This window comes from Nocardioides bizhenqiangii (assembly GCF_034661235.1).
GTDB classification, from domain to species: domain Bacteria; phylum Actinomycetota; class Actinomycetes; order Propionibacteriales; family Nocardioidaceae; genus Nocardioides; species Nocardioides bizhenqiangii.
Genome location: NZ_CP141059.1, coordinates 707213 through 728680, shown reverse-complemented (window position 1 = coordinate 728680; position 21468 = coordinate 707213). Strand labels below are relative to the sequence as shown.

Annotated in this window: 18 protein-coding genes and 1 tRNA gene; 8 read left to right on the top strand and 11 right to left on the bottom strand. The window is 69.7% G+C overall.

Annotation, left to right across the window (positions count from 1 at the left end; all coding sequences use genetic code 11):
- Positions 1–8: 8 nt before the first annotated feature.
- The 5 genes from SHK19_RS03510 to SHK19_RS03490 are packed head-to-tail and all read right to left on the bottom strand — an operon-like array spanning position 9 to position 5240.
- Positions 9–1400 carry an NAD(P)/FAD-dependent oxidoreductase gene (locus SHK19_RS03510; RefSeq protein ID WP_322937874.1) on the bottom strand — a complete coding sequence of 464 codons (1392 nt, stop codon included), beginning with the start codon at positions 1398–1400 and terminating at the stop codon, positions 9–11.
- Entirely contained in the window at positions 1397–2467 is a 1071-nt protein-coding gene (locus SHK19_RS03505; protein WP_322456893.1) for an ABC transporter ATP-binding protein, read from the bottom strand. The genes SHK19_RS03510 and SHK19_RS03505 overlap by 4 nt, the downstream gene beginning before the upstream one ends.
- Complete coding sequence (locus SHK19_RS03500; protein WP_322456894.1) at positions 2464–3255, bottom strand: ABC transporter permease; 792 nt, start codon at positions 3253–3255, stop codon at positions 2464–2466. The genes SHK19_RS03505 and SHK19_RS03500 overlap by 4 nt, the downstream gene beginning before the upstream one ends.
- Positions 3248–4132, bottom strand: a complete 885-nt coding sequence (locus tag SHK19_RS03495; protein ID WP_322456895.1) for an ABC transporter permease — start codon at positions 4130–4132, stop codon at positions 3248–3250. Before SHK19_RS03495 ends, SHK19_RS03500 begins: the two co-directional genes overlap by 8 nt.
- Positions 4125–5240, bottom strand: a complete 1116-nt coding sequence (locus SHK19_RS03490; protein WP_322937873.1) for a polyamine ABC transporter substrate-binding protein — start codon at positions 5238–5240, stop codon at positions 4125–4127. Before SHK19_RS03490 ends, SHK19_RS03495 begins: the two co-directional genes overlap by 8 nt.
- 233 nt (positions 5241–5473) lie before the next feature.
- Between SHK19_RS03490 and SHK19_RS03485 the strand changes: the two genes are divergently transcribed.
- The 4 genes from SHK19_RS03485 to SHK19_RS03470 are packed head-to-tail and all read left to right on the top strand — an operon-like array spanning position 5474 to position 9598.
- Positions 5474–6091 carry a TetR/AcrR family transcriptional regulator gene (locus tag SHK19_RS03485; protein WP_322456897.1) on the top strand — a complete coding sequence of 206 codons (618 nt, stop codon included), beginning with the start codon at positions 5474–5476 and terminating at the stop codon, positions 6089–6091.
- A gap of 9 nt (positions 6092–6100) precedes the next feature.
- Complete coding sequence (locus SHK19_RS03480) at positions 6101–7414, top strand: glycosyltransferase (RefSeq protein WP_322937872.1); 1314 nt, start codon at positions 6101–6103, stop codon at positions 7412–7414.
- Positions 7411–8634: a hypothetical protein gene (locus SHK19_RS03475; protein ID WP_322937871.1), complete on the top strand. Its 1224-nt coding sequence runs from the start codon at positions 7411–7413 to the stop codon at positions 8632–8634. Before SHK19_RS03480 ends, SHK19_RS03475 begins: the two co-directional genes overlap by 4 nt.
- Position 8635: 1 nt before the next feature.
- A complete protein-coding gene (locus SHK19_RS03470; RefSeq protein WP_322937870.1) occupies positions 8636–9598 on the top strand; it encodes an SIS domain-containing protein in 963 nt (320 codons plus the stop codon).
- 315 nt (positions 9599–9913) lie between these two features.
- On the opposite strand, the gene SHK19_RS03465 is transcribed toward SHK19_RS03470, so the two are convergent.
- Positions 9914–10384, bottom strand: coding sequence for an NYN domain-containing protein (locus SHK19_RS03465; protein WP_322937869.1), 471 nt, complete (start codon positions 10382–10384; stop codon positions 9914–9916).
- Positions 10385–10504: 120 nt separating this feature from the next.
- Here SHK19_RS03465 and SHK19_RS03460 point away from each other — a divergent pair, with 120 nt between their 5' ends.
- The gene (locus tag SHK19_RS03460) at positions 10505–11146 is read left to right on the top strand and encodes a hypothetical protein (protein WP_322937868.1); all 642 of its coding nucleotides are present in this window, start codon (positions 10505–10507) and stop codon (positions 11144–11146) included.
- 54 nt (positions 11147–11200) lie between these two features.
- On the opposite strand, the gene SHK19_RS03455 is transcribed toward SHK19_RS03460, so the two are convergent.
- Together SHK19_RS03455 and SHK19_RS03450 are read right to left on the bottom strand one after the other, a co-directional pair.
- The gene (locus tag SHK19_RS03455) at positions 11201–12403 is read right to left on the bottom strand and encodes an FG-GAP repeat domain-containing protein (RefSeq protein WP_322937867.1); all 1203 of its coding nucleotides are present in this window, start codon (positions 12401–12403) and stop codon (positions 11201–11203) included.
- Between the two features lie 152 nt (positions 12404–12555).
- A complete protein-coding gene (locus SHK19_RS03450) occupies positions 12556–15528 on the bottom strand; it encodes a S8 family peptidase (RefSeq protein ID WP_322937866.1) in 2973 nt (990 codons plus the stop codon).
- 466 nt (positions 15529–15994) lie between these two features.
- Here SHK19_RS03450 and SHK19_RS03445 point away from each other — a divergent pair, with 466 nt between their 5' ends.
- The 3 genes from SHK19_RS03445 to SHK19_RS03435 all read left to right on the top strand — a co-directional run bounded on the left by SHK19_RS03445 (position 15995) and on the right by SHK19_RS03435 (position 18019).
- Entirely contained in the window at positions 15995–16516 is a 522-nt protein-coding gene (locus tag SHK19_RS03445) for a hypothetical protein (protein ID WP_322937865.1), read from the top strand.
- 72 nt (positions 16517–16588) lie between these two features.
- Positions 16589–16662: transfer RNA gene (locus SHK19_RS03440), tRNA-Arg, on the top strand.
- 91 nt (positions 16663–16753) lie between these two features.
- On the top strand, positions 16754–18019 hold the full coding sequence (locus SHK19_RS03435; protein ID WP_322937864.1) for a nuclear transport factor 2 family protein: 1266 nt from the start codon (positions 16754–16756) through the stop codon (positions 18017–18019).
- Positions 18020–18056: 37 nt separating this feature from the next.
- On the opposite strand, the gene SHK19_RS03430 is transcribed toward SHK19_RS03435, so the two are convergent.
- From SHK19_RS03430 to SHK19_RS03420, 3 genes are read right to left on the bottom strand one after another with little or no spacing between them, the layout of a single operon-like run.
- Positions 18057–18872, bottom strand: coding sequence for an HNH endonuclease family protein (locus tag SHK19_RS03430; RefSeq protein ID WP_322937863.1), 816 nt, complete (start codon positions 18870–18872; stop codon positions 18057–18059).
- Between the two features lie 17 nt (positions 18873–18889).
- The gene (locus SHK19_RS03425; protein ID WP_322937862.1) at positions 18890–20932 is read right to left on the bottom strand and encodes an AAA family ATPase; all 2043 of its coding nucleotides are present in this window, start codon (positions 20930–20932) and stop codon (positions 18890–18892) included.
- Positions 20929–21426 (bottom strand): hypothetical protein, encoded by a 498-nt coding sequence (locus SHK19_RS03420; RefSeq protein WP_322937861.1) that lies wholly within the window; start codon positions 21424–21426, stop codon positions 20929–20931. The genes SHK19_RS03425 and SHK19_RS03420 overlap by 4 nt, the downstream gene beginning before the upstream one ends.
- Positions 21427–21468: the final 42 nt, after the last annotated feature.

Sequence of the window (21468 nt, the reverse complement as noted above, 5' to 3'; positions counted from 1 at the left end):
CTTCTCCCTCAGCTGTTGAAGCCGACACCGAACCGGTCCATGGTCCGCAGCAGCAGGCCGCGACGCCCGGTCTCGTCCTCGCGGGCGAGCGCCCGCCGGGTCATCTGCACCGCCGGCCACCGCAGCGGCTCGGGCGGGAACGGCACGGAGCGGTGGCGCACCATCTGCAGCCCGGTGCGCTCGGTGTCCCGACCGGCCAACAGGTCGAGCGCGACCCGCGCGCCGAACCGCGACGACGCGACGCCGAGCCCGGTGTAGCCGACGGCGTACCCGAGCCGGCCGCCGAACGCGGTGCCGAAGACGGGCGTGAACCGGGACGTGGTGTCGATCATGCCCGCCCAGCGGTGGGTGAACGCGACGTCGGCCAGCTGCGGGAAGGTCTCGCGGAACTGGCGGGCCAGCAGCTGGTGCGACTCGTCGCGCTGCTCCCGCTCGGCGTCGGTGCGGTTTCCGAAGTAGTAGATCGCGTCGTAGCCGCCCCAGACGATCCGGTCGTCCGAGGTGCGGCGGTAGTAGTGGAACTGGTTGCCGGCGTCGGTGAGGCCCTGGTCGGCGCCCCAGCCGATGCGGCCGACCTGCTCCGCGGTCAGCGGTTCGGTGGCGAGCACGTGGTCCCAGACCGGCAGCACGTGCGCCCTGATCCGGCGCAACGGGGGCCGGAAGGCGTTGGTGGCCAGCAGCACCTGCTCGGCGCGTACGACGCCGCGGTCGGTGAGGCAGCGGAGCCCCGTGCCGTCGCGGCCGATCTGCCGCAGCGTGGTCTGCTCGTGCAGGACGACGCCCCGGCTCAGGGCAGCCTCCCGGAGCCCGAGGGCGAGGGTGACCGGGTCGACCAGCCCGCCGGCCGCCACGGTGAGGCCGCCGAGGTAGGTCGGCGAGTGCACCTCGGCGCGGGCCTGGTCGGCGTCGAGGAGCACCGTCTCCTCGTCGTACCGCTGGTGCAGCCGGTGGCTCTCCCGCAACGCGTCGACCTCGTGCGGCCGGGTCGCGAACATGGTCTTGCCGCACAGCCGAAGGTCGGCCGCGACCTGCTCCTTGGCGAGGAACTCCTCGACCTCGAGGAGGTTCTGGTGGCCCAGCCGCAGCAGCTCGGGCATCTCGTCGGGCCAGTGCGCGTGCCCGTGCGCGAGCCCGTGGGTGAGGGAGGGTGAGACGAAGCCGCCGTTGCGGCCGGACGCGCCGGCGGCCACGTGCTGGGCCTCGATCACCATCACCGACCGGCCGGGATCCTCCTCGACCGCCTGGATGGCCGCCCACAGACCGGTGAAGCCGCCGCCGACGATGAGCAGCTCGGCCTGCGCCGTGCCCTGGAGCGGCTCGCTCACGGCACCCGGATCGCGCCCCTCCCACCAGACCGGCAGCGGTCGGGCGTCGGCCAGCGCCGACCGTCCGTGGGTCACGCCAGCTCCTCCGAGACGACCACGGCGGCCGACCAGTCGAGTGCCACGTCGTCCCCGCGGTCGACGTCGGCGGTGCCGGCCACCGAGACAAGGAGGGGGGTCAGCGCACCGGCGACGTCGACCGCCACGTGGCTCGACCCGCCCTTGAACTGGACGTCGATCACCCGGCCCTGCAGCGTGCCGCCGCCGTCGGTCGACGAGAAGATCCTGATGTCCTCGGGCCGTACGACGAGGTGGGCGCGCTCCATCTGCTGGGCGTCCGTGGCCCCGGGCAGCTTGCCGAGCAGCTCGGAGACGAACACTCCCCCGTCGACCCGACCGGCGAACCGGTTGCTGGAGCCGATGAAGTCGGCGACGAAGAGGTTGGCCGGTCGCCGGTAGAGGTCGACGGGGGTGGCGACCTGCTGCACCCGTCCGTCCGCCATGACGGCGACCCGGTCGGCCATCGACAGCGCCTCCTCCTGGTCGTGGGTGACCAGGACGAAGGTGATGCCGACCTCGTGCTGGAGCCGCTTGAGCTCCAGCTGCATCTCCATCCGGACCTTGCGGTCGAGCGCCGAGAGCGGCTCGTCGAGGAGCAGCAGCCGGGGGCGCTTGACGATGGCCCGCGCCAGGGCGACGCGTTGCTTCTGGCCGCCGGAGAGGTTGCGCGGCCGCCGCTTGGTCAGCGCGGTGAGGCCGACCGTCTCAAGCACCTCGTCGACCCGCGCCCGCACCTCGGCCCGTCCCAGCCCCTCCCGCTGCAGCCCGTAGGCGACGTTCCGTTCGACCGTCATGTGCGGGAACAGCGCGTACGACTGGAACATGAGGTTGACCGGTCGGCGGTTCGGCGGCAGCCCGAGCAGGTCGTCGCCGCCGAGCAGGATCGCCCCGCTGTCGGGCTGCTCGAAGCCGGCGATCGACCGCAGCAGCGTGGTCTTGCCGCACCCCGAGGGGCCGAGCAGCGCGAAGAACTCGTTCTCCGCGATCGTCAGCGACACGTCGTCGAGGGCGGCGACGTCGCCGAACCGGCGGTTGACGTCGACGACCTCCAGCAGGGCCGCAGCCGGGGTGGGGGTGGCTGTCATGCGTCTTCGCTCCTCCGGACGGTCTTCGCCGCCAGTACGACGACGGCGACGCTGACGACGACCAGGACGGTCGCCAGTGCGTTGATCTCAGGGGTGACGCCGGCCCGGACCATCGAGTAGACGGCGATCGGCAGCGTCTGGGTGGTGGGTCCAGCGGTGAAGAAGGCGATCACGAACTCGTCGAGGGAGAGCGTGAACACCAGCAGCGCGCCCGCCACGATCGCGGGCGCGATGCTCGGGATCGTGATCCGCACGAACGTGGTGAGGGCGTTCGCACCGAGGTCTCGCGACGCCTCCTCGGCGCTGCTGTCCATCCCCGTCAGCCGGGCGCGCACGACCGCCACCACGAAGGCGGTGCCGAACGCGGCGTGGCCGAGCAGCACGGTCGTCGCCGACTTCGGGATCTCCGCGACGTAGTAGAAGGACAGGAGCCCGATGGCGAGCAGGAGGTCGGGCAGGATCGCGGGTGCCATCGCGGAGGCCTCGAGCAGCTTCGACCGGGTGTGCCGCGCGAGCCCGACGGCCAGCAGCGTCCCGAGGACGGTCGCGATCGCGGTGGCTCCGGCGGCGATGGCCAACGAGCTCCCGAGCGCGGAGATGATCCGGTCGTCGGCCGCCAGCTCGCCGTACCACCGGAAGCTGAAGCCGTCCCAGGAGTAGGCGGAGCCGCCGTCGTTGAACGACATGGCGACCAGCACCGCGATCGGGATGTAGAGGAACGCGCCGCAGACCACCAGCGGGAGCCACTGCCAGGACAGGCCGCGGCGACGCACGCCGGTGTCAGGCATGACGGCCACCTCCCTCGATCCGGCGGGTGACCACGGCCTGGAGCAGGAACATCACGAACAGCGCGACCACCACGACGAACGCGAGCACCGATCCGAACGGCCAGTCCTGAACCTTGAGGAACTGGTCGCGGATCAGGTTGCCGACCATCACCGTCTTGCCGCCTCCCAGCAGCTCGGGGACGACGAAGTTCCCGAGGCTCGGGACGAAGACCAGGATCGAGCCGGTGATCGCGCCGGGGAGCGTCAGCGGCAGCAGCACGCTCCAGAACGTCCGGACCTTGCTGGCGCCGAGGTCGGAGGAGGCCTCCATCAGCTCGCCCTCGACCCGCTCGATGGCGGCGTAGAGGGGCAGGATCATCAGCGGCAGGTAGACGTAGACCAGCCCCGCCACCACCGCCCCGTCGGTGTAGAGGAAGCTCCTGCGCTCGTCGGTCACCCCGCTCCCCACCAGGGTGTCGTTGACGACGCCCTGGGAGTTGAGCAGGACGATCCACGCATACATCCGGATCAGGAAGTTGGTCCAGAACGGCACCACCACCAGCACCAGCGCGACGGTGCGCCACCGCCGCGGCAACCGGGTGATGGCGTACGCCGTCGGGTAGCCGATCACCAGCGCGATCGCCGTCGCCGTACCCGCGATCCCGATCGAGCTCCACAGCACGTCCAGGTAGAGCGCGTCGTTCGCACGCCGGAAGTTCTCCAGGGTGAACGTCCACTCGACGCCGCCGAACCGGCCCCGCTCCGCGAACATGTACGCGAGGACGAGCAGGACCGGCGCCCCGACGAAGATCGCGGTGAACAGCAGCCCCGGCGTCAGCAGCACCGCCGGCTCGGCGAGCCGCGCCAGCCGGCGCTGCCGCTGCCGGAGGTCACTCATCCGACGCGGTCACCTCGGTGATGATCCGGTTGTAGAGCGAGGACGCGTCGCCGATGTCGACCATGTTCTCGCCCTGGAGCATCTCCTCGCGCCGGGCGCCGAGAGTGGCGTACTGCTCGGTGAGCTTCTCGGGGAGCAGGCTGACCGCCTCGTCGTTGGGCACGTTGTAGAGGATGTTCTCCGACGCCCAGGCGTGGTTCTCGGGGTCGAGGATCGTGTCGACGAAGGCGTACGCCGCCTCCTTGTTCTCCGAGGACTTCAGGATGCCGATGGCGTCGACCCAGAGGTCGGACCCCTCCTCGGGCACGACGAAGTCGATCTTGGGGTTCTCGGCGATGCCGTAGTTGCACCAGCCGTCCCAGGCCTCGACCATCACGGCCTCGCCGCTGACCAGACGCTCGTAGAACGTGGTGTCGTCGTAGGCGAGCAGGTGGGGCTTCGCCGCGAGCATCAGCTCCTTGACGTCCTCCATCTCGTCCTCGTCGGTGGTGTTGACCGAGTAGCCGAGAGCCTTCTGCGCAGGGAGCACCGCCCAGCGCTCGGTGCCCATCATCGTGATCTTGCCGCGGTACTGCTCCTCCGGCTCCAGCAGGTCGTACCAGCTGGTGGGCGCCTCGTCGACGAGGTCGGTGCGGTAGCAGATGCCGGTGGTGCCCCAGGTGTACGGCGCGAAGTACGGCTGGTCGTCGACCTCGGCGAGGTCCTGGGCCTTGGGGTCGAGCGAGTCCCAGTTCTCCAGGTACTCCGTGTCGAGCGGCTCCAGCAGTCCCTCCTCGGCGAACGCCTGCAGGTAGGGCTGGGAGCCGAAGACGACGTCGAGACCCTCTCCTCCGGAGCCGACCACCTTGGCGACCATGTCCTCGTTGGTGGCGTGCTCGGTGATCTCGACCTTCGCCCCGGTCTCCTGCTCGACCTTCTCGGCGATGTCGGGCGGCATGTAGTCGGCCCAGTTGGAGACGACGATCGTCTGCTTGCTCAGGTCGGCGTCCGGGTCGAGCTCGGACGGCTCGTCGGAGTCGTCGCCTCCGCAGGCCGCGAAGGTGAGCGCGACCAGCGAGACGAGGGCGGCGGCCGCGGTACCGCGGCGGCGCAGGGTTCGAGTGGTCATGTTCTTCGGTTCCCCTCGGGTGAGGCCTGCACCGCCTGGCACGATGCCGGTTGGTGCGAACATTCCACGCCCGTTCAAAAACCACAAGACCCATTTCCAGCCTGGAACCCTCACATTCGGCAAAATTGTGAAGAGGGCTTCAAAGTCCGCCGCCCGTGTGTCAGGGTGAGCGCCGAGGCCCTGAGGCACCGCGCGGGAGCGTGCCGCGGACCCCGAGACGATGGAGGACACCGATGGCGACGTCCCGTCAGCGGCAGCGCAAGGACCGGCTGTTCACGGCCGCCCAGCAGGCCGTGGTGATGCGGGGTGCCGACGTACGCCTCAAGGACATCGCCGACATGGCGGGCCTGACGTCGGGGGCGATCCTCTACCACTACCCGGACGTGCAGTCGCTGCTGCTCGAGGCCAACCAGGCCGTCATCGAGCGCTTCCTGGACAACCGGGTCAAGGCGATCCGCGGCCTGGCGTCACCGGCCGAGAAGCTGGTGGTCACCGTCGCCGGCGGACTGCCGGTCAACGCCGAGGACGCCGACGTGAAGCTGCTCTGCGCGCTCGGCGGCGCGGCCTCGCGCTACCCGGCGTACGCCGCGATGCTCACCTCGCTCTTCGACCGTCAGGTCGCGATGTACCAGGTGATCCTCGAGGCGGGGTCCGCCACCGGCGACTTCGACCTGCGGAGCGACTCGGAGACGATCGGCCGCAACATCGTCGCTCTGGAGGACGCCTACGGCTACCGGATGGTGGCCCGGCACGGTTCGATCGACTACGCCGCCGCGGTCGAGCTGATCCTGTCCTACGCCCGGATCGCGACCGGGCACCCGCTCGACCTCCCCGCCGCCGCATCAAGCTAAGGAGTCCAGATGCCCGAGCAGCTGACCGTCCTGTTCCTCCCCGAGTCCGCCTACGGCCCGACCAACCAGTGCATCGGGCTCGGTGACCTGCTGCTCAAGCGCGGCCACCGGGTGGTCTTCGCGTCCGAGGCGTCGTGGGCCGGGAAGCTGTCGCCTCTCGGCTTCGAGGAGCGCCTGGTCGATCTGGCACCGCCGTCCCCGGACGGGGGCGGAGAGGACGCCGGTCAGTTCTGGACCGACTTCATCGCCGAGACCGCGCCGGAGTTCCGGAAGTCCACCACCGAGCAGCTGACCACGTTCATCCAGCCGACCTACCAGGCGCTGATCGACGGCGCGATGTACTGCGAGCCGGCGCTGCGGGCGATCGTCGAGGAGGTCCGCCCCGACGTGCTCGTCGAGGACAACGTGGTGCTGTTCCCGGCACTCGCGACGAGCGGGGCGCCGTTCGTGCGGATCGTGTCGTGCAACCCGCTCGAGATCCCGGGGCCGGGGATCCCGCCGGGCCTTTCCGGACTCCCGATGGACGCGCCCGACAGCTGGGTGCCCTTCCGCGACGAGTTCGAGCGCACCCACCGGGAGATGTGGGAGGCGTTCAACGCCTGGGTGCAGGAGCAGGGCGCCGAGGCGCTGCCCGACATGGAGTTCATGCCGCGCGACAACGCCGCGAACATCTACGTCTACCCCGAGGAGGCCGACTACACGGACGCCCGGCCGCTCGGCGACAGCTGGCACCGGATCGACTCCAGCGTGCGCCTCACCGACGAGGAGTACGTCGTACCGCCTGCTGTTGCGGACCGTCCCGACGACAGCGCGCTCGTCTACCTCTCCCTCGGGTCGCTGGGCGGCGCCGATGTCGAGCTGATGCAGCGGCTGGTGGACTCGCTGGCCGGGAGCCGGCACCGGTTCATCGTCAGCAAGGGCCCGCAGGCCGACAAGATCACGCTGCCGGACAACATGGTCGGCGAGCAGACGATGCCGCAGACCAAGGTCATCCCGCAGGTCGACCTGGTGATCACCCACGGCGGCAACAACACGACCACCGAGGCGCTGCACTTCGGCAAGCCGATGGTGCTGCTGCCGCTGTTCTGGGACCAGTACGACAACGCGCAGCGCATGCACGAGCTCGGGTTCGGCATCCGGCTCGCGACGTACGAGTTCACTCCCGAGCAGCTCGAGGGCGCGGTCGAGACGCTGCTCGCGGATGGTGATCTGCGAGCGCGGCTGGAGGCGATCGGCAAGCGGATCCGGGCGGCCGACGGTCTCACCCGGGGCGCCGACATCATCGAGCGGGTCGGCCTGGAGCACGCCCGCAGCCGCGCGTGACCCTCTCCTGGTCGGCTCTGCTGCCGGCGGCGGGCGACTACCGGGATGCGACGCCTCCAGGGTCGCCGTCCCTGGTCGATGCGTTGCCGCTCGGGCACGGCCTGTCGCTCTCGGTGGTCGCTGACGGGGACGCCGGCCTGCACGTCGTACCGCTGGTCGCCGAGTCGCGCGCAGGTGCGGGCGACGGGGCGGCCGAGGGACTGGTGGCTCTCCTCGCCGAAGGTGACGCTGCGATCGGCAAGTTCCGGGTGCGGGCCTGGCGCGGAGTCGCGGTGTCGGGCGAGCGCGCCGTGACCGTCGACCAGACCAACGAGTCCGTGATCGTCGGCGACGCCGCGGTGGTCAAGTGGATGACCCAGGTGCCCGAGGGCCGGCACCCGGCGCCGTCCCTGCTGGAAAGTTTGGAGGCGGCGGGATTCACCGGGATGCCGCAGCCCTGGGGCGTCGTCGAGTGGTCACCGTCTCCTGAGGCGGAGCCTCGGCTGCTCGCGACCGTCGCGGAGTACGTCGCGGACGCGGTCGACGGCTGGACCTGGGCCGTCGAGGACGTCCGAGCCGGGACCGCCGGGGGCGGGGAAGCCGTAGGGCGCCTGATCGCTGACTTCCACCGGGCGCTGGCACCGACTGCCCGGCCGGCGTCGGCGGACGAGGTCGCGGCCTGGCGCTCGGGTGCCTTCGCCGACCTGGAGCGGGCGATCGAGGTCACCGACGGTGCGGCACACGATCTCCTGGTCCGCCAGGCCGACGCCGTGCGTGCGGCGTTCGCCGAGATCCCCGAGGGCGGCTCGGTGATGCGCGTGCACGGCGACCTGCACGTGGGCCAGGTGCTGCGCGCGGGAGGGGCGGCGCCGTACGACTACCGGCTGACGGACTTCGACGGCAACCCGGTCGTAGCGCCCGCCGAGCGGATCCGGGAGCAGCCGGCCGCGCTGGACGTGGCAGGGATGGCGCAGTCGTTCACGCACGCCGGCATCGTCACCCGCAAGCACAACCCCGACCTCGCTCCCGTAGCGGTGACGGCCGCGGCGGCAGCAGGTCGTGCGGCGTTCCTTGACGCCTATCGGGCGCGGCTCGGCGACGCTGCTCTTCTGGACAAGCGGCTGCTCCGGCCGTTCGCGCTGCGGCAGGTGTGCCGCGAGTTCACCTACGCCGCCACCCACCTGCCGCGCTGGTCCTACGTGCCCGAAGCCGCGCTGCCGATGGCCCTCGAGGAGAGCTGACATGGATCCCGCCCTGTTCCTCGCCGACCTTCAGCGCAAGCCCGCCGCCCTGCGGGACCTGGCCGCGCACCTCCGCAGCGAGGACCCGTGGGCGTTCCTCTCCCCCGGCGTGGACGGCGTGGTGCTGCTCGGGATGGGGTCGTCGGCGTACGCCGGTGGCGTGGCGGCCGCCCGGCTGCGTGCCCACGGGGTGCGGGCGGTGTGCGAGCTCGCCAGCAGCGACCTCCAGCCGCAGTGGGGCCCGGGCACGACGGTCGTCGCGATCTCGGCCACCGGCGGCTCCCGGGAGACGCTCGCTGCTCTGGACTCGCATCCGTACGCGACGGTGGTCGCGCTGACCAACACCGACGCCTCGGCGCTGACGGAGCGGGCCGCACACACCGTGCAGATGCACGCCGGCGTCGAGGAGGGCGGCGTCGCCTGCCGCAGCTTCCAGCACACCCTGGTCCTGCTCTCCGCGCTCGAGGCACGCCTGACCGGGCGACCGCTCGCCCCGCTCGCCGACCTCGTCGAGAAGGCCGCCGATGCGTCCGAGCACCTGCTGTCGACGGCCGACGCCTGGCTGCCCGCCGTTGCTGATCTGGTGGCTGGTCCCGACGGCACCCACCTGGCCGCTCCTGCCCGGCGGATGTCGTCCGCCCAGCAGGGTGCGCTGATGCTGCGCGAGGGCCCCCGTCGTCCCGCGGTCGCGTGCGAGGCCGGGGACTGGGCGCACGTCGATGTCTACCTGACCAAGAACACCGACTACCGCCTGCTCGTCTTCGCCGGCTCCCGCTGGGACGACGGCATCCTCGAGTGGACCCGCCCCCGCGGCACGACGGTCGTCGCCGTGGGCGGCGACTTCCCCGACGCCGCCCTCACCTTCCGGTATCCCCACGACGACATCGACGACGTCCGCCTGCTGACCGAGACCCTCATCCCCGAGCTGGTCGCCGCCCACCTGTGGTCCGCGGTCGTCGAGTAGCCCGACCGCCCGCGCTGGTTGTCGAGTAGCCCGAGCGCGGCCCGTTCGTCGAGTAGCCCGAGCGCTCTGGCGCGAGGGCGTATCGAGACGCCGCAACTGCTGCTGCCGCCGACCCCACCGCCGGTACCCCCCGGTCGTCGAGTAGTCCGAGCGCTCTGGCGCGAGGGCGTATCGAGACGCCGCAACTGCTGCTGCCGCCGGCCCCACCGCCGGTACCCCCCCCGGTCGTCGAGTAGTCCGAGCGCTCTGGCGCGAGGGCGTATCGAGACGCCGCAACTGCTGCTGCCGCCGTCCCCACCGTCATGTCACCGAAGTTCAGCCGACGCTGCGCTCCGACGACCAGATGCCGTTGAGATAGACCACCTCTGCGGCAGCAAGCCGGAGCCGCTTGCTCAGGCGACCGCGCCGAGCAGCGACAGTGACGCGCACGCCGCCACTTCCGAGCTCGGTGACGGCGTCGGTGAAGATGCCGTCTCCCGAGACGAGCACGACGTGTCGGAAGTGGTCCGGCACGTCCTCCTGGAGGACGTCGAGAAGCTCGAGGTCGGCGCCATCGGGGCCGGACCGCACGAGCCGCCGCGCCTTCGGCCAGCACCACGCGACGTGCTGGTAGCCCTTGTGGCACGTCGCCACGACGACCTGATCCATCGGGTGTGTGCCGACCGCCTGAGCGATCGAGCCGCGGGCGTGCTCGGCAGTCTCTTCGCTGCACACGAGCCCGCCGGCGACGTTCTCGATGTCGATCAGCACGAGCCGTCGGCTGCCGGAGTCGAAGCGCACGTCCATGGCGATGTCCTTGTGTCAGCCCGAGTCGTGGCGAGGTCTTGGCTGCACTCTGTGGCATACGTCCGACACAACCTCGGCGCGGAGACATCGATCCGTCGGGCGTTCGCGCCATCCTTCGGCATGCGCATCGGCACGTGGAACCTCGACGCGCGGTGGACGTCCCGACACCGAGACTTCCTCGAGCGGCTCGAGTGCGACGTCCTGCTCCTGACGGAGGTCCCGCCGGAGGTGGACCTCCGCGGCATGGTCGGTCACCACTCATCACACAAGATGGCGCCGGGCCAGTCATGGGCAGCGGTCTACGCCCCCGACCTCTGGCGTCTCCCTGACCCGCACCCGGCCGCGGCGCTCGCCGAGGTGGAAGGCCTCCGCGTTTGCTCGTCGGTCCTGCCATGGCAGGGGTCGCGGCCCTACTACCCGTGGGGCGGGGATGACAGCCACGGCCGGATCTCGTACGCCGTTGATTCCATCATCGAGGTCGAGCCGCTGATCTGGGGTGGCGACTGGAACGCGTCGTTCGCACCCCGCGGATATACGGGAGCCCGAGGGTCCCGCGAGGTCCTGCGGAAGGCGGCCGACCGCCTGCAGCTGAGGATCGCGACGGAACATCTCGACATCCAGGCCGGCAACGACAAATCGATCGACCACGTCGCCGTCCCGGCGCATTGGACCGTGTGCGCTGCCGGGCAGCATCGTGCCGAGGACCAGCACGGGTTGCTCTCCGACCACGACGCCTACGTCGTGCAGGTCTCGCCCGCGTAGCCTGCCCGCGCAGCCGGACGACGCCGTTCTCGTTGAAGCTCGCGTGGCGCGGGCCTACCGCCCCCGCGCCATCCACGAGGTGCAGTTGTCGCAGTCCGGGACCTCACCCCATGTCTCGCCCTCGGCGAACCCGGCGCCGGTCGACCGGAAGACGACGACGCCGGTCTCTTCGCGATCGGTGTCGCGAGCGATCCCGACCAGGTCGTCGAGGCCGTCGCCGTCGACGTCGCTCACGCTCAGGCTCACGGTCTCGACGAGCTCGCCGTCAGCGGTGTTGGTGTCGACCTGGAAGGCCAGGTCCTCCTGCAACGCCGCGCCGTCCCAGGTGAACACGCGCACCGACGTCGTGTCGTCGTCGTACTCCTGCGAGAGGACCTGCGGCCGTCCGCTGCCGTCGAAGTCCCCGACCAGCGCCTCGTACTCCTCGAGGTCGACCTCCGGAGCGGCGGCCAGTTCACCCACCTCGAAGGACGTCCCGGTCGACGTCAGGAGGGTCGTGTCCCAGGCGTCTGCGGACTCCTCGGCTGTCCCGTTGAAGGGCGAGTCGACGAACGCGAGCAGGTCGTCGACGCCGTCCGCGTTGAAGTCTCCCGGCGCCAGCACGCTGCCGGAGCCCTCGAGGTCACCCACGGTCACCCACTCCGCAGGCGCATCGAAGCCGTCGCCGTTGCTGAGGAGCACGAAGATCGTGATCTCGCCGTCCGTCTCGCTGTCGGACGCCGCGAGGTCCGTCCGACCGTCCCCGTCGAAGTCGCCGGCGACCAGGGAGAAGTCGTCGTCGCCGCCGACGTCGGTCAACTCGACGTCGTCGAAGGACTCGTCCCAGGCCCGGATGTTCCCGGACACCGGATCCCAGCCGATCACGGTGCGCGCGCCGTCGCCGTCCCAGTCTCCGATGAGCGGCTCGTCTGCAGAGCCGAACGGCAGGTCCTCCGACATCGGCCCCTCGAACGACGAACCGGTGCTGCTCCAGATGTGGGTGGAGGTGGACAGGTCCTCCAGGTCGGCGTACACGGCAACCGCGTCACCGAGGCCGTCCCCGTCGATGTCACCAGCGATCTCGCCCGGCGGCGGGGGCTCCGGCTTCGCGTCGGCGGCCGTGTCGTCGTCCTCCCACGGACGGACGACGACGATCGCGACGGCGACCACCAGGGCGAGGAGTACGACGACGCCGGCCACCAGCAGGCCGACGAGCCATCCCCGCTTGCGCTGCGGGGGCGGAGGAGCGCCGGGGTGCCAGGTGGGTTGCTGGGTCATAGCCCCAAGATCGCCCGCTCGAGCGCAGGCCATGCCGTTGACGCCCGAAGTTCATCCTCGCGAACTACTCGGCTATCGCTAGGTCGCGCGGGAGCGCGGCACCGAAGAGGGGCCCCGTCCGCAGACGAGACCCCTCTCCGGTTGTGCAGGCCTCAGCCGATGGAGACCAGCGTGCCGCCGACTTCCTCGGCGCCGTCCCTGGTCCAGCCGATCACACCGAACCAGCGCTTCGTGGTGTCCAGCCCGCTCCAGGACGCGTCGAAGGTGACGGTCTCGCCCACGGTGACGGGTTGGCTGTCGGGAGTGACGACGAGGTTGCCCGCGTCGGCGTCTCCGACGACCCACTGGGTCCACTGGTAGTTGCCGTCGCCGGCGAACCCGTTGACGTAGGCGACGTACGTGCCGTCCTCCGGGTCACGCAGGGTCACGGTCTCGTCGGCGTCACCGTCGGCGCTGAGGTCGATGAGCTCCTCCTCGCCGTCGACCACCTGGTAGACCCAGAGGTCGAGGTCGGCACTGGCCGCCCCGTCGACGTCGAACCTGATCGCCTTGGCGCCGGTGGCCGTCACCTCGAAGCGATCGGTGTCAGCGTCTGCCACCGGGTTCGCGTCGTCGAACGGTCCGACCGTCACCGACTCCGCGGACGGAGTCGCTCCGACGAGCCCGTGCACCTCGGTGCCCAGGGTCCCGCTGAAGCCGGCGGTCGTCTCGATCTCCACGCTGCCCGAGGCGCCGTCTCCGGTGACCTCTGCCGGGGCGGCGATGTCGACCGGACGCACCGCAAGCGGCATCCGCGCGCTGTGGCCGTTGTCGCCGTCCCAGGTCAGGCTGCCGGTGGCGTACTCACCTGCTGCCGCGTCCTCACGGGTGAACGTGATCTCGACGTCCCGCGACTCGCCTGCCGGAATCGTGACGGTCGCCGGGTCGAACTCGACCGAGATCCCGTCGATGTCGGCGGACGGCGTGTAGGTCTCGGTCTGGTCGCTCACGTTGGTGAGGGTCCGGACCACCGTCTCGACACCGGTCAGGCTGCCGAGCGCGATCGACGCCTGGTTGAGCTGGCTGCCGTCCACGGTCGGGATCGTGGTGCCGAACGACGCGTCGAGGTCACCCACGACCGTCTCGAGGTAGCCCAGCCAGTCGATGAGACCGCTGTCGAACACGATGCCCGGGTCACCGGCAGGGTTCGGCTGGACGAAGCCCGCGCCCTGGGCGAAGACCCCGCCGTCCTCCGCACCGGTCGATGCGTGGTCGACAGCCGTCGTCATCAGCGCCGACTTGATCATCATCGGGCTCCAGTCGTTGTGCTTCTGGTAGAGCAGAGCACCCAGACCGGCGATGTGCGGCGACGCCATCGACGTACCGGAGATCAGGTCGTAGTTGCGGCCGTAGTGGGTCGGTCCCACCGGGGAGACCGCAGCCAGTACGTCGACACCCGGGGCCGAGATGTCCGGCTTGAGGATGTCGCCGCTCGTGGTGATCGACGGACCACGCGACGAGAAGGCAGCCACCTCGGGCACCTCGGTCGTCGACTCGCCGGGCGCGAGCGGCACGATGCTGCCGACCGGGTTGGCGGTGTCGAGGTAGTCGTACAGCGGGTCGTACGCCTCGTTGCCGATGTGCACCGTCGGGATCGCGTGCAGGTCACCGTTCAGCGAGTTCGGCGTCGGGTTCACGAGAACCATGCCCACGGCGCCGGCGTCGCGAGCGACGAACGACTTCTCGATGCGGGCGTTGGTTCCTCGCTCGCAGACGAGGAGCTTCCCGCTGACCTTGGCCGGGTCGAGGCTGCCGGGGAGGCAGAGCGCGGCGTTGTTGGCCGGGACCCCGGCCGCACCGGACGCCCGGGCCGCGACCATCGGAGTGGGAGTGGTCAGGCTGCCCGTCGTCGAGGAGCCGATGTACTCGTCGCCGTTGCCGAGGACGAGCTTCTGCTCCGCGATCCAGTGGGTGCTCGCAGCGGCGCCGGTGGTCCACGGGGTGGGCCACTTGCCGAGCGTGCTGGCGTTCGGGCCGTTGTTGCCCGCAGAGGTGGCGACGAAGACGCCGGCCTCTGCGGCGAACAAGAACGCCACGTCGACCGCGTCAAAGGTGCCAGGCTCGCTGGTGCCGCCGATCGAGTAGTTCAGCACGTCGACGCCGTCGATCACGGCCTGGTCGACCGCAGCAGCCGAGTCGGAGTTCGAGCAGCCGTCCGGGATGCCGCGCTTGATATGGCCGGTCCAGCAGACCTTGTACGCCGCGATGTCGGCCGCCGGCGCCATACCGCTGATGTCACCGAACTCCTTGCCGTCGACGTTCACGTCGGGGACCGCGTTGCCGGCGGCGGTGGACGCGGTGTGCGATCCGTGGCCGTCCGCGTCACGCGGGGAGAAGAAGTCGGAGGGGTCCACGTCGCGCTTGCCGAAGCCGGCGACGTAGTAGCGGGCGCCGATCAGCTTGTCGTTGCAGTCCTGGGCGTTCCAGCGCTCGCCCTCCTGGCAGATGCCGCGCCAGGTGGCGCGGATGCCCTGGCCGGGGATGATCTGGCCAGCGGCGTTGCGCTTGACGAACTTGCCGGCGAAGGACTTGCTCTCGGGCCAGATGCCGGTGTCGAGGACGCCGACGATGACGCCCTTGCCGGCGTTCGACTGGCCGCCGACCTGGTCCCAGAGGCTGCCCTGGTCGCGGAGTCCGAGGAACTCGGGGCTGTTGAACGTGTCCGGCTTGCGGATCGCGTCGGGGACCACGGCCAGGACGCCGGGCGTCTTGGCGAGCGTCTCCGCCTGCTTCGACGTCAGGTGGGCGGCGAAGCCGTTGAGGGCGACGGTGTAGTCGTAGTAGGACTCGGCGCCGACCCTGTTGAGGAGGCGGTTGTGCTTCGCCTTGAGGAACGCGCGGTACTTGACGGCCGCGGACGACGTGGCGTCGAACTTCTTGCCCGGCGCCGGCCGGGTCCTGGCGTAACCCCTGATGCCACCGGGGTAGGCGCCGGCCGGGGTGTCGACCAGCATGACGAGGTAGTTGCCGTCCTTGTACGTGCGATCTTGCACGGGGTCAGGTGCGGCTTGTGCGGGTGCGGCGATGGTCAGGGTTGCTGCCACCAAGCCGACTGCCGCGAGAGCGGTGAGGGTGCGGTTGCGCACCTTCGTCCAACGTGAATACGACACAGAAATGCCTCCAGGGCCGAGTGATCCGAGAAGTGAGCGCCGCTGACTGGAGCGCTCCCTCCGCGGATGATCAGAACCCGAAAGGGTGTTCGAGTCAATAGGTCGCAGAAAAGTCAGGTTCCCCTTCCTTTGCGGCCCTCGGACGACCGATTCCGCGGCCGAAGGCACGAGGCCGGGTCGGATCCGTCGTCCGGTGCTTCCGGTGGTTGACGTGCGAGGAGCGCTAGTAGCGGGTGCTTGCCGGTGGTTGAGGTGCGAGGAGCGCTAGCGACGAGCCTCGAAACCACCCACACGTCGCGACGGATGCGGCGGTCTGGAGCTAGTGGGCGCACAATGAGCAGGTGTCGTCTCGGACCTTGTTGTCCGCCGGCCGCACGATCTCGAGTCTCAGGCGCGGCCTACTGCCCCGACCGGAGCACCCAGCGAAGGACGACGACCCGACATGAAGACCGATCGCGAGACCTGGGCAGAGAGTGCTTACGACATCCTGGTCGGGGTCGCCGGGCGCTACCACGCCGTCGTTGAGTACACCCAGCTCGGCGACGAGATCCAGGAGCGCAGCGGAGTGGCCACCACCAAGGCGGTCAGGAACTGGATTCCTGGAGTGCTCGGGTTGGTCGCCGACCGTTGCGCCAGCGAGGACATCCCGCCCCTGACGGCGCTCGTCGTCCGCAAGGACACCGGCATGGTTGGCGACGGGTACGACGCCGTCCTGACCGCCACCGGGGTCGCCCCGATCGACGACCCGATGCAGAAGGAGAGCCACGCCGCACAGTCGCGGCTCGAGTGCTACCGCTGGGCGGAAGCAGCGGGTCTCCCAGCGGACGGCGGCCGGGCCGCCCTCGCGCCCAAGCTGGCAGCGTCAGCCGCCCGGAAGCGCAAGGCCAATCCTCCCGCCGCGAAGGTGTGCCCGACCTGCAACATGGCCTTGCTGCCCGCCGGCGTGTGCGACAGCTGCGGCTGAGGTCCCGCTCACCGCTGGCGCTCAGAAGTCGCTAGGCCGCGCCGTACGCCGAACGGTCGCCGCCGCTCAACAACCCCTTTGGCTCAGCCAGCGCGAGTGCCGCGCTACGAACGCGGAGCCTGCAGGTTCGACTCCTGCAATGGGTGCGGTTGCGGAGCGTCCGACGGTTCATACGACTTCTCTCGGACCGAGCACACCCTGCGCCGATCCCGGCTACGGTCCTCAGAAGTTGCCACCTTGTCGACGACACGAAACGCCACTGGGCGATCCATCCACACTCCCGGGAGCGACCACAAGATGCCCAAAACCATTCGCCGCGGCCTCGCCGCCTTGGTCGCACCCGCGCTCCTCCTCATGGGCTGCAGCGGCGGTTACTCCAAGGACGCCGACGGCGCTGAGGAGGCGCTCGAAGACTACTTTCACGAGCTCGCCAACGGCGACGACGACGCCTGCGACATGGAGACGAAGAGGTACCGCGAGGAGTCGAACGAGTTCTGGGAAGAGGGCATCGACTGCCCCGACCGCGTCAAGCAGGCGCAAGGTTTCATGGACGCCTTCGAAGTCGACTTGGAGGACGCAGAGTTCGACGCCGAAGTCGACGGCGACAAGGCAACGGTCCAAGTGTCGTACGACGACGGCGAAGAGGAAACCTACGGGCTGGTGTACGAGGACGACCGGTGGCTGGTCGACTCGGAAGGCGAAGCCGACGCTTCAGACGGAGAGACTGAGCTGAGCGAGGAGGAGGCTCAAGCCACCGCGGACGGATGGCTCGCCTCCTGGTGCAGTGTCCAGACCGGCATGAGCCGAGACGAGGCGATTGCATTGATGGGTGAGCCCACCAGCGAGCTCGGCATCGAGGACGACGCCGATCCGCAGCTCCACTGGTCCCTCGGCGCATACGACTTCACCGTCTTCCTCGACACCGACGACATCGTCACGAGCTTCGGCGGCAACTACGACAGCCTCGGCGAGTCCGACCTGGCGCAGCTGCCGTGCGTCACTGAAGGTGACTTCGGCTACGAGCGATCCGAGGCCGCGCCCGAGGACACGACAACCACGGAGCCGCCCGCGACCGAGGAACCGAGCCCGACAACCCAGATCGGCGAAAAGGTCTCCGTCGGCCCGTGGGACATCAAGGTCACCAAGGTCGTCAAGAACGCGAACGAGATCCTGGCGAATCCCAACTTCTACAACGACAAGCCACGTGACCAGTACGTCCTGGTCACCTATGCGGCCACCTACACCGGAACCGAACGCACCGCGGACGTCACGTTTGATCTCACTTGGTCCTTCACGTCATCCACGTCAAAGGTGTTCGACAGCGCGTATCAAACGACGCCGGCCGACGCTCAGGAATGGCCGTACGAGGCCCGAGCCGGCGGGACAGTCGAGCAACAGGTGGTCTTCGATATACCGGCCGACACGATCAACGGCGGCATCCTGACGGTCGAGGCCGACGACGAGAACTTCAACACGGTCTACGCCGACTTCCCGATCAACTAGCCTTCTCCGCCGGCGCCGGTTGCCGGTGGAGCGCGACTCAGGCGAAGAGCGCGTCGAGGACCTCCCACGTGAGGGGCTCGAGCTCGGCGAGGATGATCGCCCGCACCATCCCGGGATGGACCGCGGTCTTGCCGTCCTGACCCATCCGGTGAAGATCCTGCAGGCCTTCGTTGTCTGCTGGAGCGACGCCGTCCTGCTCGGCCAGCTGCGCGTCGACGACGGCGGCGAACGCCCGCTCGGCCACAGGTTGGCGGGCGTTCAGGAGGGCGAGTCGGTTGAGGCCGCAGGTGCGGATGGTCTCGCGGCCGTAGATGCTGCTGTTGCGCGGCTCGACGAAACCGTTGATGTCGAACCGGAGGTGCCGCGCGGGGTCGCGGGTGCCGTACGGGTTGAGCAGCAGGAAGGACTCCGGGACCGTCTCCAGCGGCGCGCCTGCCCGGGGCGGCGGATGCTTGACCGGGAAGAGTGAGTTCTTCCAGGTCTGGTTGCAGATGCCGCAGGACAGCAGGTAGTTCTCCCACTCATAGGCCAGCCACCAGTAGCCGGGAGCCACCTTCAACGAAGGGCTGCGACCCTTCAAGCTGGCGAGGCCCTCAATCTCCGACCCCTCGTTGTCGCCCGCGTTGAACTCCGCCACCTCGTTCTTGGGCGCGAAGTGTTCGACATCGCCGAAGTGGCCCACCATGACGTTGATCTCGCAGTAGCCACACTTCCCTTGCTGCTGCAGGCTGAAGTCGACCTTGAAGTCCTGCCACAGCGTCTTTTCGATCCTCGGGACTTGTCCGGCCAGGATGGCCGCCCGGATCTTGTCGCGCTCGGCCTGGACCCGCGCCTCGAACGTCGGGTTCAGCACCGGCCGTGGGTAGCGCATCATCGCGACGCCGCCCGCTTCTCCGCCACCGCCTCGAGAACCGAATCGGCCAAGCGTCGGCGTACCTGCTCGCCGGCCTGCTTGATGTCGACCCGCTCCTCTTTGGCGACCTCGGCTGCGACTTCCTGCGCCATCCGCTCGATCGACGTCTCGGCGAATGAGCCGACGCGCTCCCGCAGTGTGTCCTCGAGGTCGGCCCGCTCGGCGCGCACCTTCGAGGTCTGGGGCTGCACGAGCAGCCGACCGTGCCGCTCGAGCAGTCCGGCGGTCCCGCGGTCGGTGGTCGTCGTGAGCCCGAACCAGTCGCCGGTAAGGAGTTGGTCGGCGCGTAGCCCGGGAGGTACGTCGAGCGGCAGTGCCCGGACGCCCTCGACCGGGTCACGGCGCAGCAGCATGACCTCGCCCGACCGCGTCTGCTGCAGGCACAACGGGTCGTGCGTGGTCGCGATGACGCGCAATCGCGGGAACACTGTCCGCAGCATGGAAACGATGCTCCACCGCCACTGCGGGTGCAGGTGCACCTCGATCTCGTCGAGCAGCAGCAGGCCCTCAGCGGAGGACAGGCTCTCCCACGCCGAGGAGAGCTGCATGGTGATGTCGGCCGCCATCGCGATCACGGAGCGGAAGCCGTCGCTCATCTCCTCCAGCTGTGCGGAGGTGCCGTGCGACGTCGCGTAGAGCCGGCCGTTGCGTCTCGACAGCCGGTCCTCGGGCGTCATCGGGAGCAGTGCCTTGAGGGAGGTCGCGTGCAGGTTGAACTGCCGGGTGGGTACGGCGTCCGCGTCGGCCAGCCACTTCTCGGCGTCGCTGAGCGGACTGAACGGATCGAAGAGATTGTCGACGTCGACCCGGGCGAAAGGCGGCGGGACGTGGTTCGCCTGCGGGGGCAGGCGCGTGGGTCCGTAGCCGAGGACGACGAGCGGGGGTGTCGTACCTTCGACCTCGAACTCGCCGCTGTCCTGGCGGAACCGCATCTCCACCACCGAGCCGTCGGTGAACTCCAGCCGCACCCGGCCACGACGGGCACCGCGGCGTACGCAGGTCGACGCGTCGGGAACGAGCCGGCGCCGGGTCTCGTCGTCGACCAGTGCGAGTGCGACCGCCTTCAGCAGGGTGCTCTTCCCGACACCGTTCTCACCCAGCAGGAGCAGCCATGGCTCCTCCTCGGATCGGGGCTCCGGGAACTCGACGCTGGTGTCGCGGATCGCCCTGAAGTTGGTGATCGTCACGGCTCGAAGTCGGGCGCGTGACAGCGAAGGCGGCGCCACCGGCTGGACGTTCGCCTGCGCACCCTCGGGCCGGATGCCCTCCCGGTCGTGGTTGTCCAGCGCCCACCGTCGGATGCCGAGGTAGGGCTTGCGATCCGCCACCAGCTTGGTGACCGCGGCTGGCAGCGTTCCCTCCCGCTTGCTGACCGGCAGACGGTCAATGGCCTCCCACACCTCACTTGCCGCAGCCGCGCGCGCTTCGACCAGGTCCGGCCGGTTGAGACCGAGAACGTCGATGGTCGTCGTACCGCGCGGCGTCAGGCCCTGCATCGTGCCGTCGTGCCGATAGCCGAGGTCTTCGGTCGGGTCGTGGAAGCAGGGATCGATCAGGAGTGCCTGCTCGAGGATGAGGTCCACCCACGCTCGGTTCTCGGCCCTCACGCGTCCAGAGTTCGTGGGAAACAGCCGGCCCTTGTTGCTGCGACAGGTCGGGCAGACCAGGTAGAGGTTCTCCCAGTCGTAGGCCATCCACCAGTAGTGGTCCCGCGACACGGTCCCATCGAGCTGGGCCGCTTCCTCCGGTGGGCGGTGCCGCGAGGGCACCCGGTCGTCCCGGTCCACGGCACTCTCGCAGTACGCGCACTTGTCGAAGAACAGCGCGCGCAGGGCGGCGACGACGTCCTTGCCCTCGATGACCGAGGGATCGATCGGCCACCTGCGCTGGGACTTCATCACGGTGCGACGAGCGTCGTACGCGCGCAGTTGTTCGAGTGCCGGCTCCCGCCGTTCCTTCAGGCTCGGCGGCACCGCCTCGGGGCGCTCTCGACGAATCACAATGCCTCCAGTCGATCCAAAAGCAGCACGGGGGTCACGATGAGGAGCAGCCAGCCGGCCACCAGATACACCAATCCGAACTTCGTCCTTGCCGCCTGCCGGGCCAGCCGCGCCTCCTGGCCGAGATCGGCACCCGGATCTCGCCAGGCTCGGATCGTCCGGAGGAGCGCGAGGTTCTCGACGGCGTCCAGCACTCCCGCGAGTACGGCGCCCGCGGCCGCTCCCCACCCGATGGGCGTCAGCCATGCCCGGCCCGCGTCACCGACCGGTTCGGCACTGGCCGCGGCCAGGAGAGCGCCCAGCCCGGCGTACCCGAGCAGGAAGGGAAAGTCGAGGTAGAGGCTGCGCCTCGCCGCGTCGACGCCGTCATCGCCCCACCCTGCGAGGATCTCGCGGGCGCGCTGGTCTGTGCCGGCCAACTCGAACGGCACGATACTGACGCCGCTCGCGCTCTTCATCGTGCGGATCGGGCCTCTCATCAGGGCGGCGGTCACGACCGTGGTCGTCCCGAGTGCGACGCCCGCGGCGAGGCACCA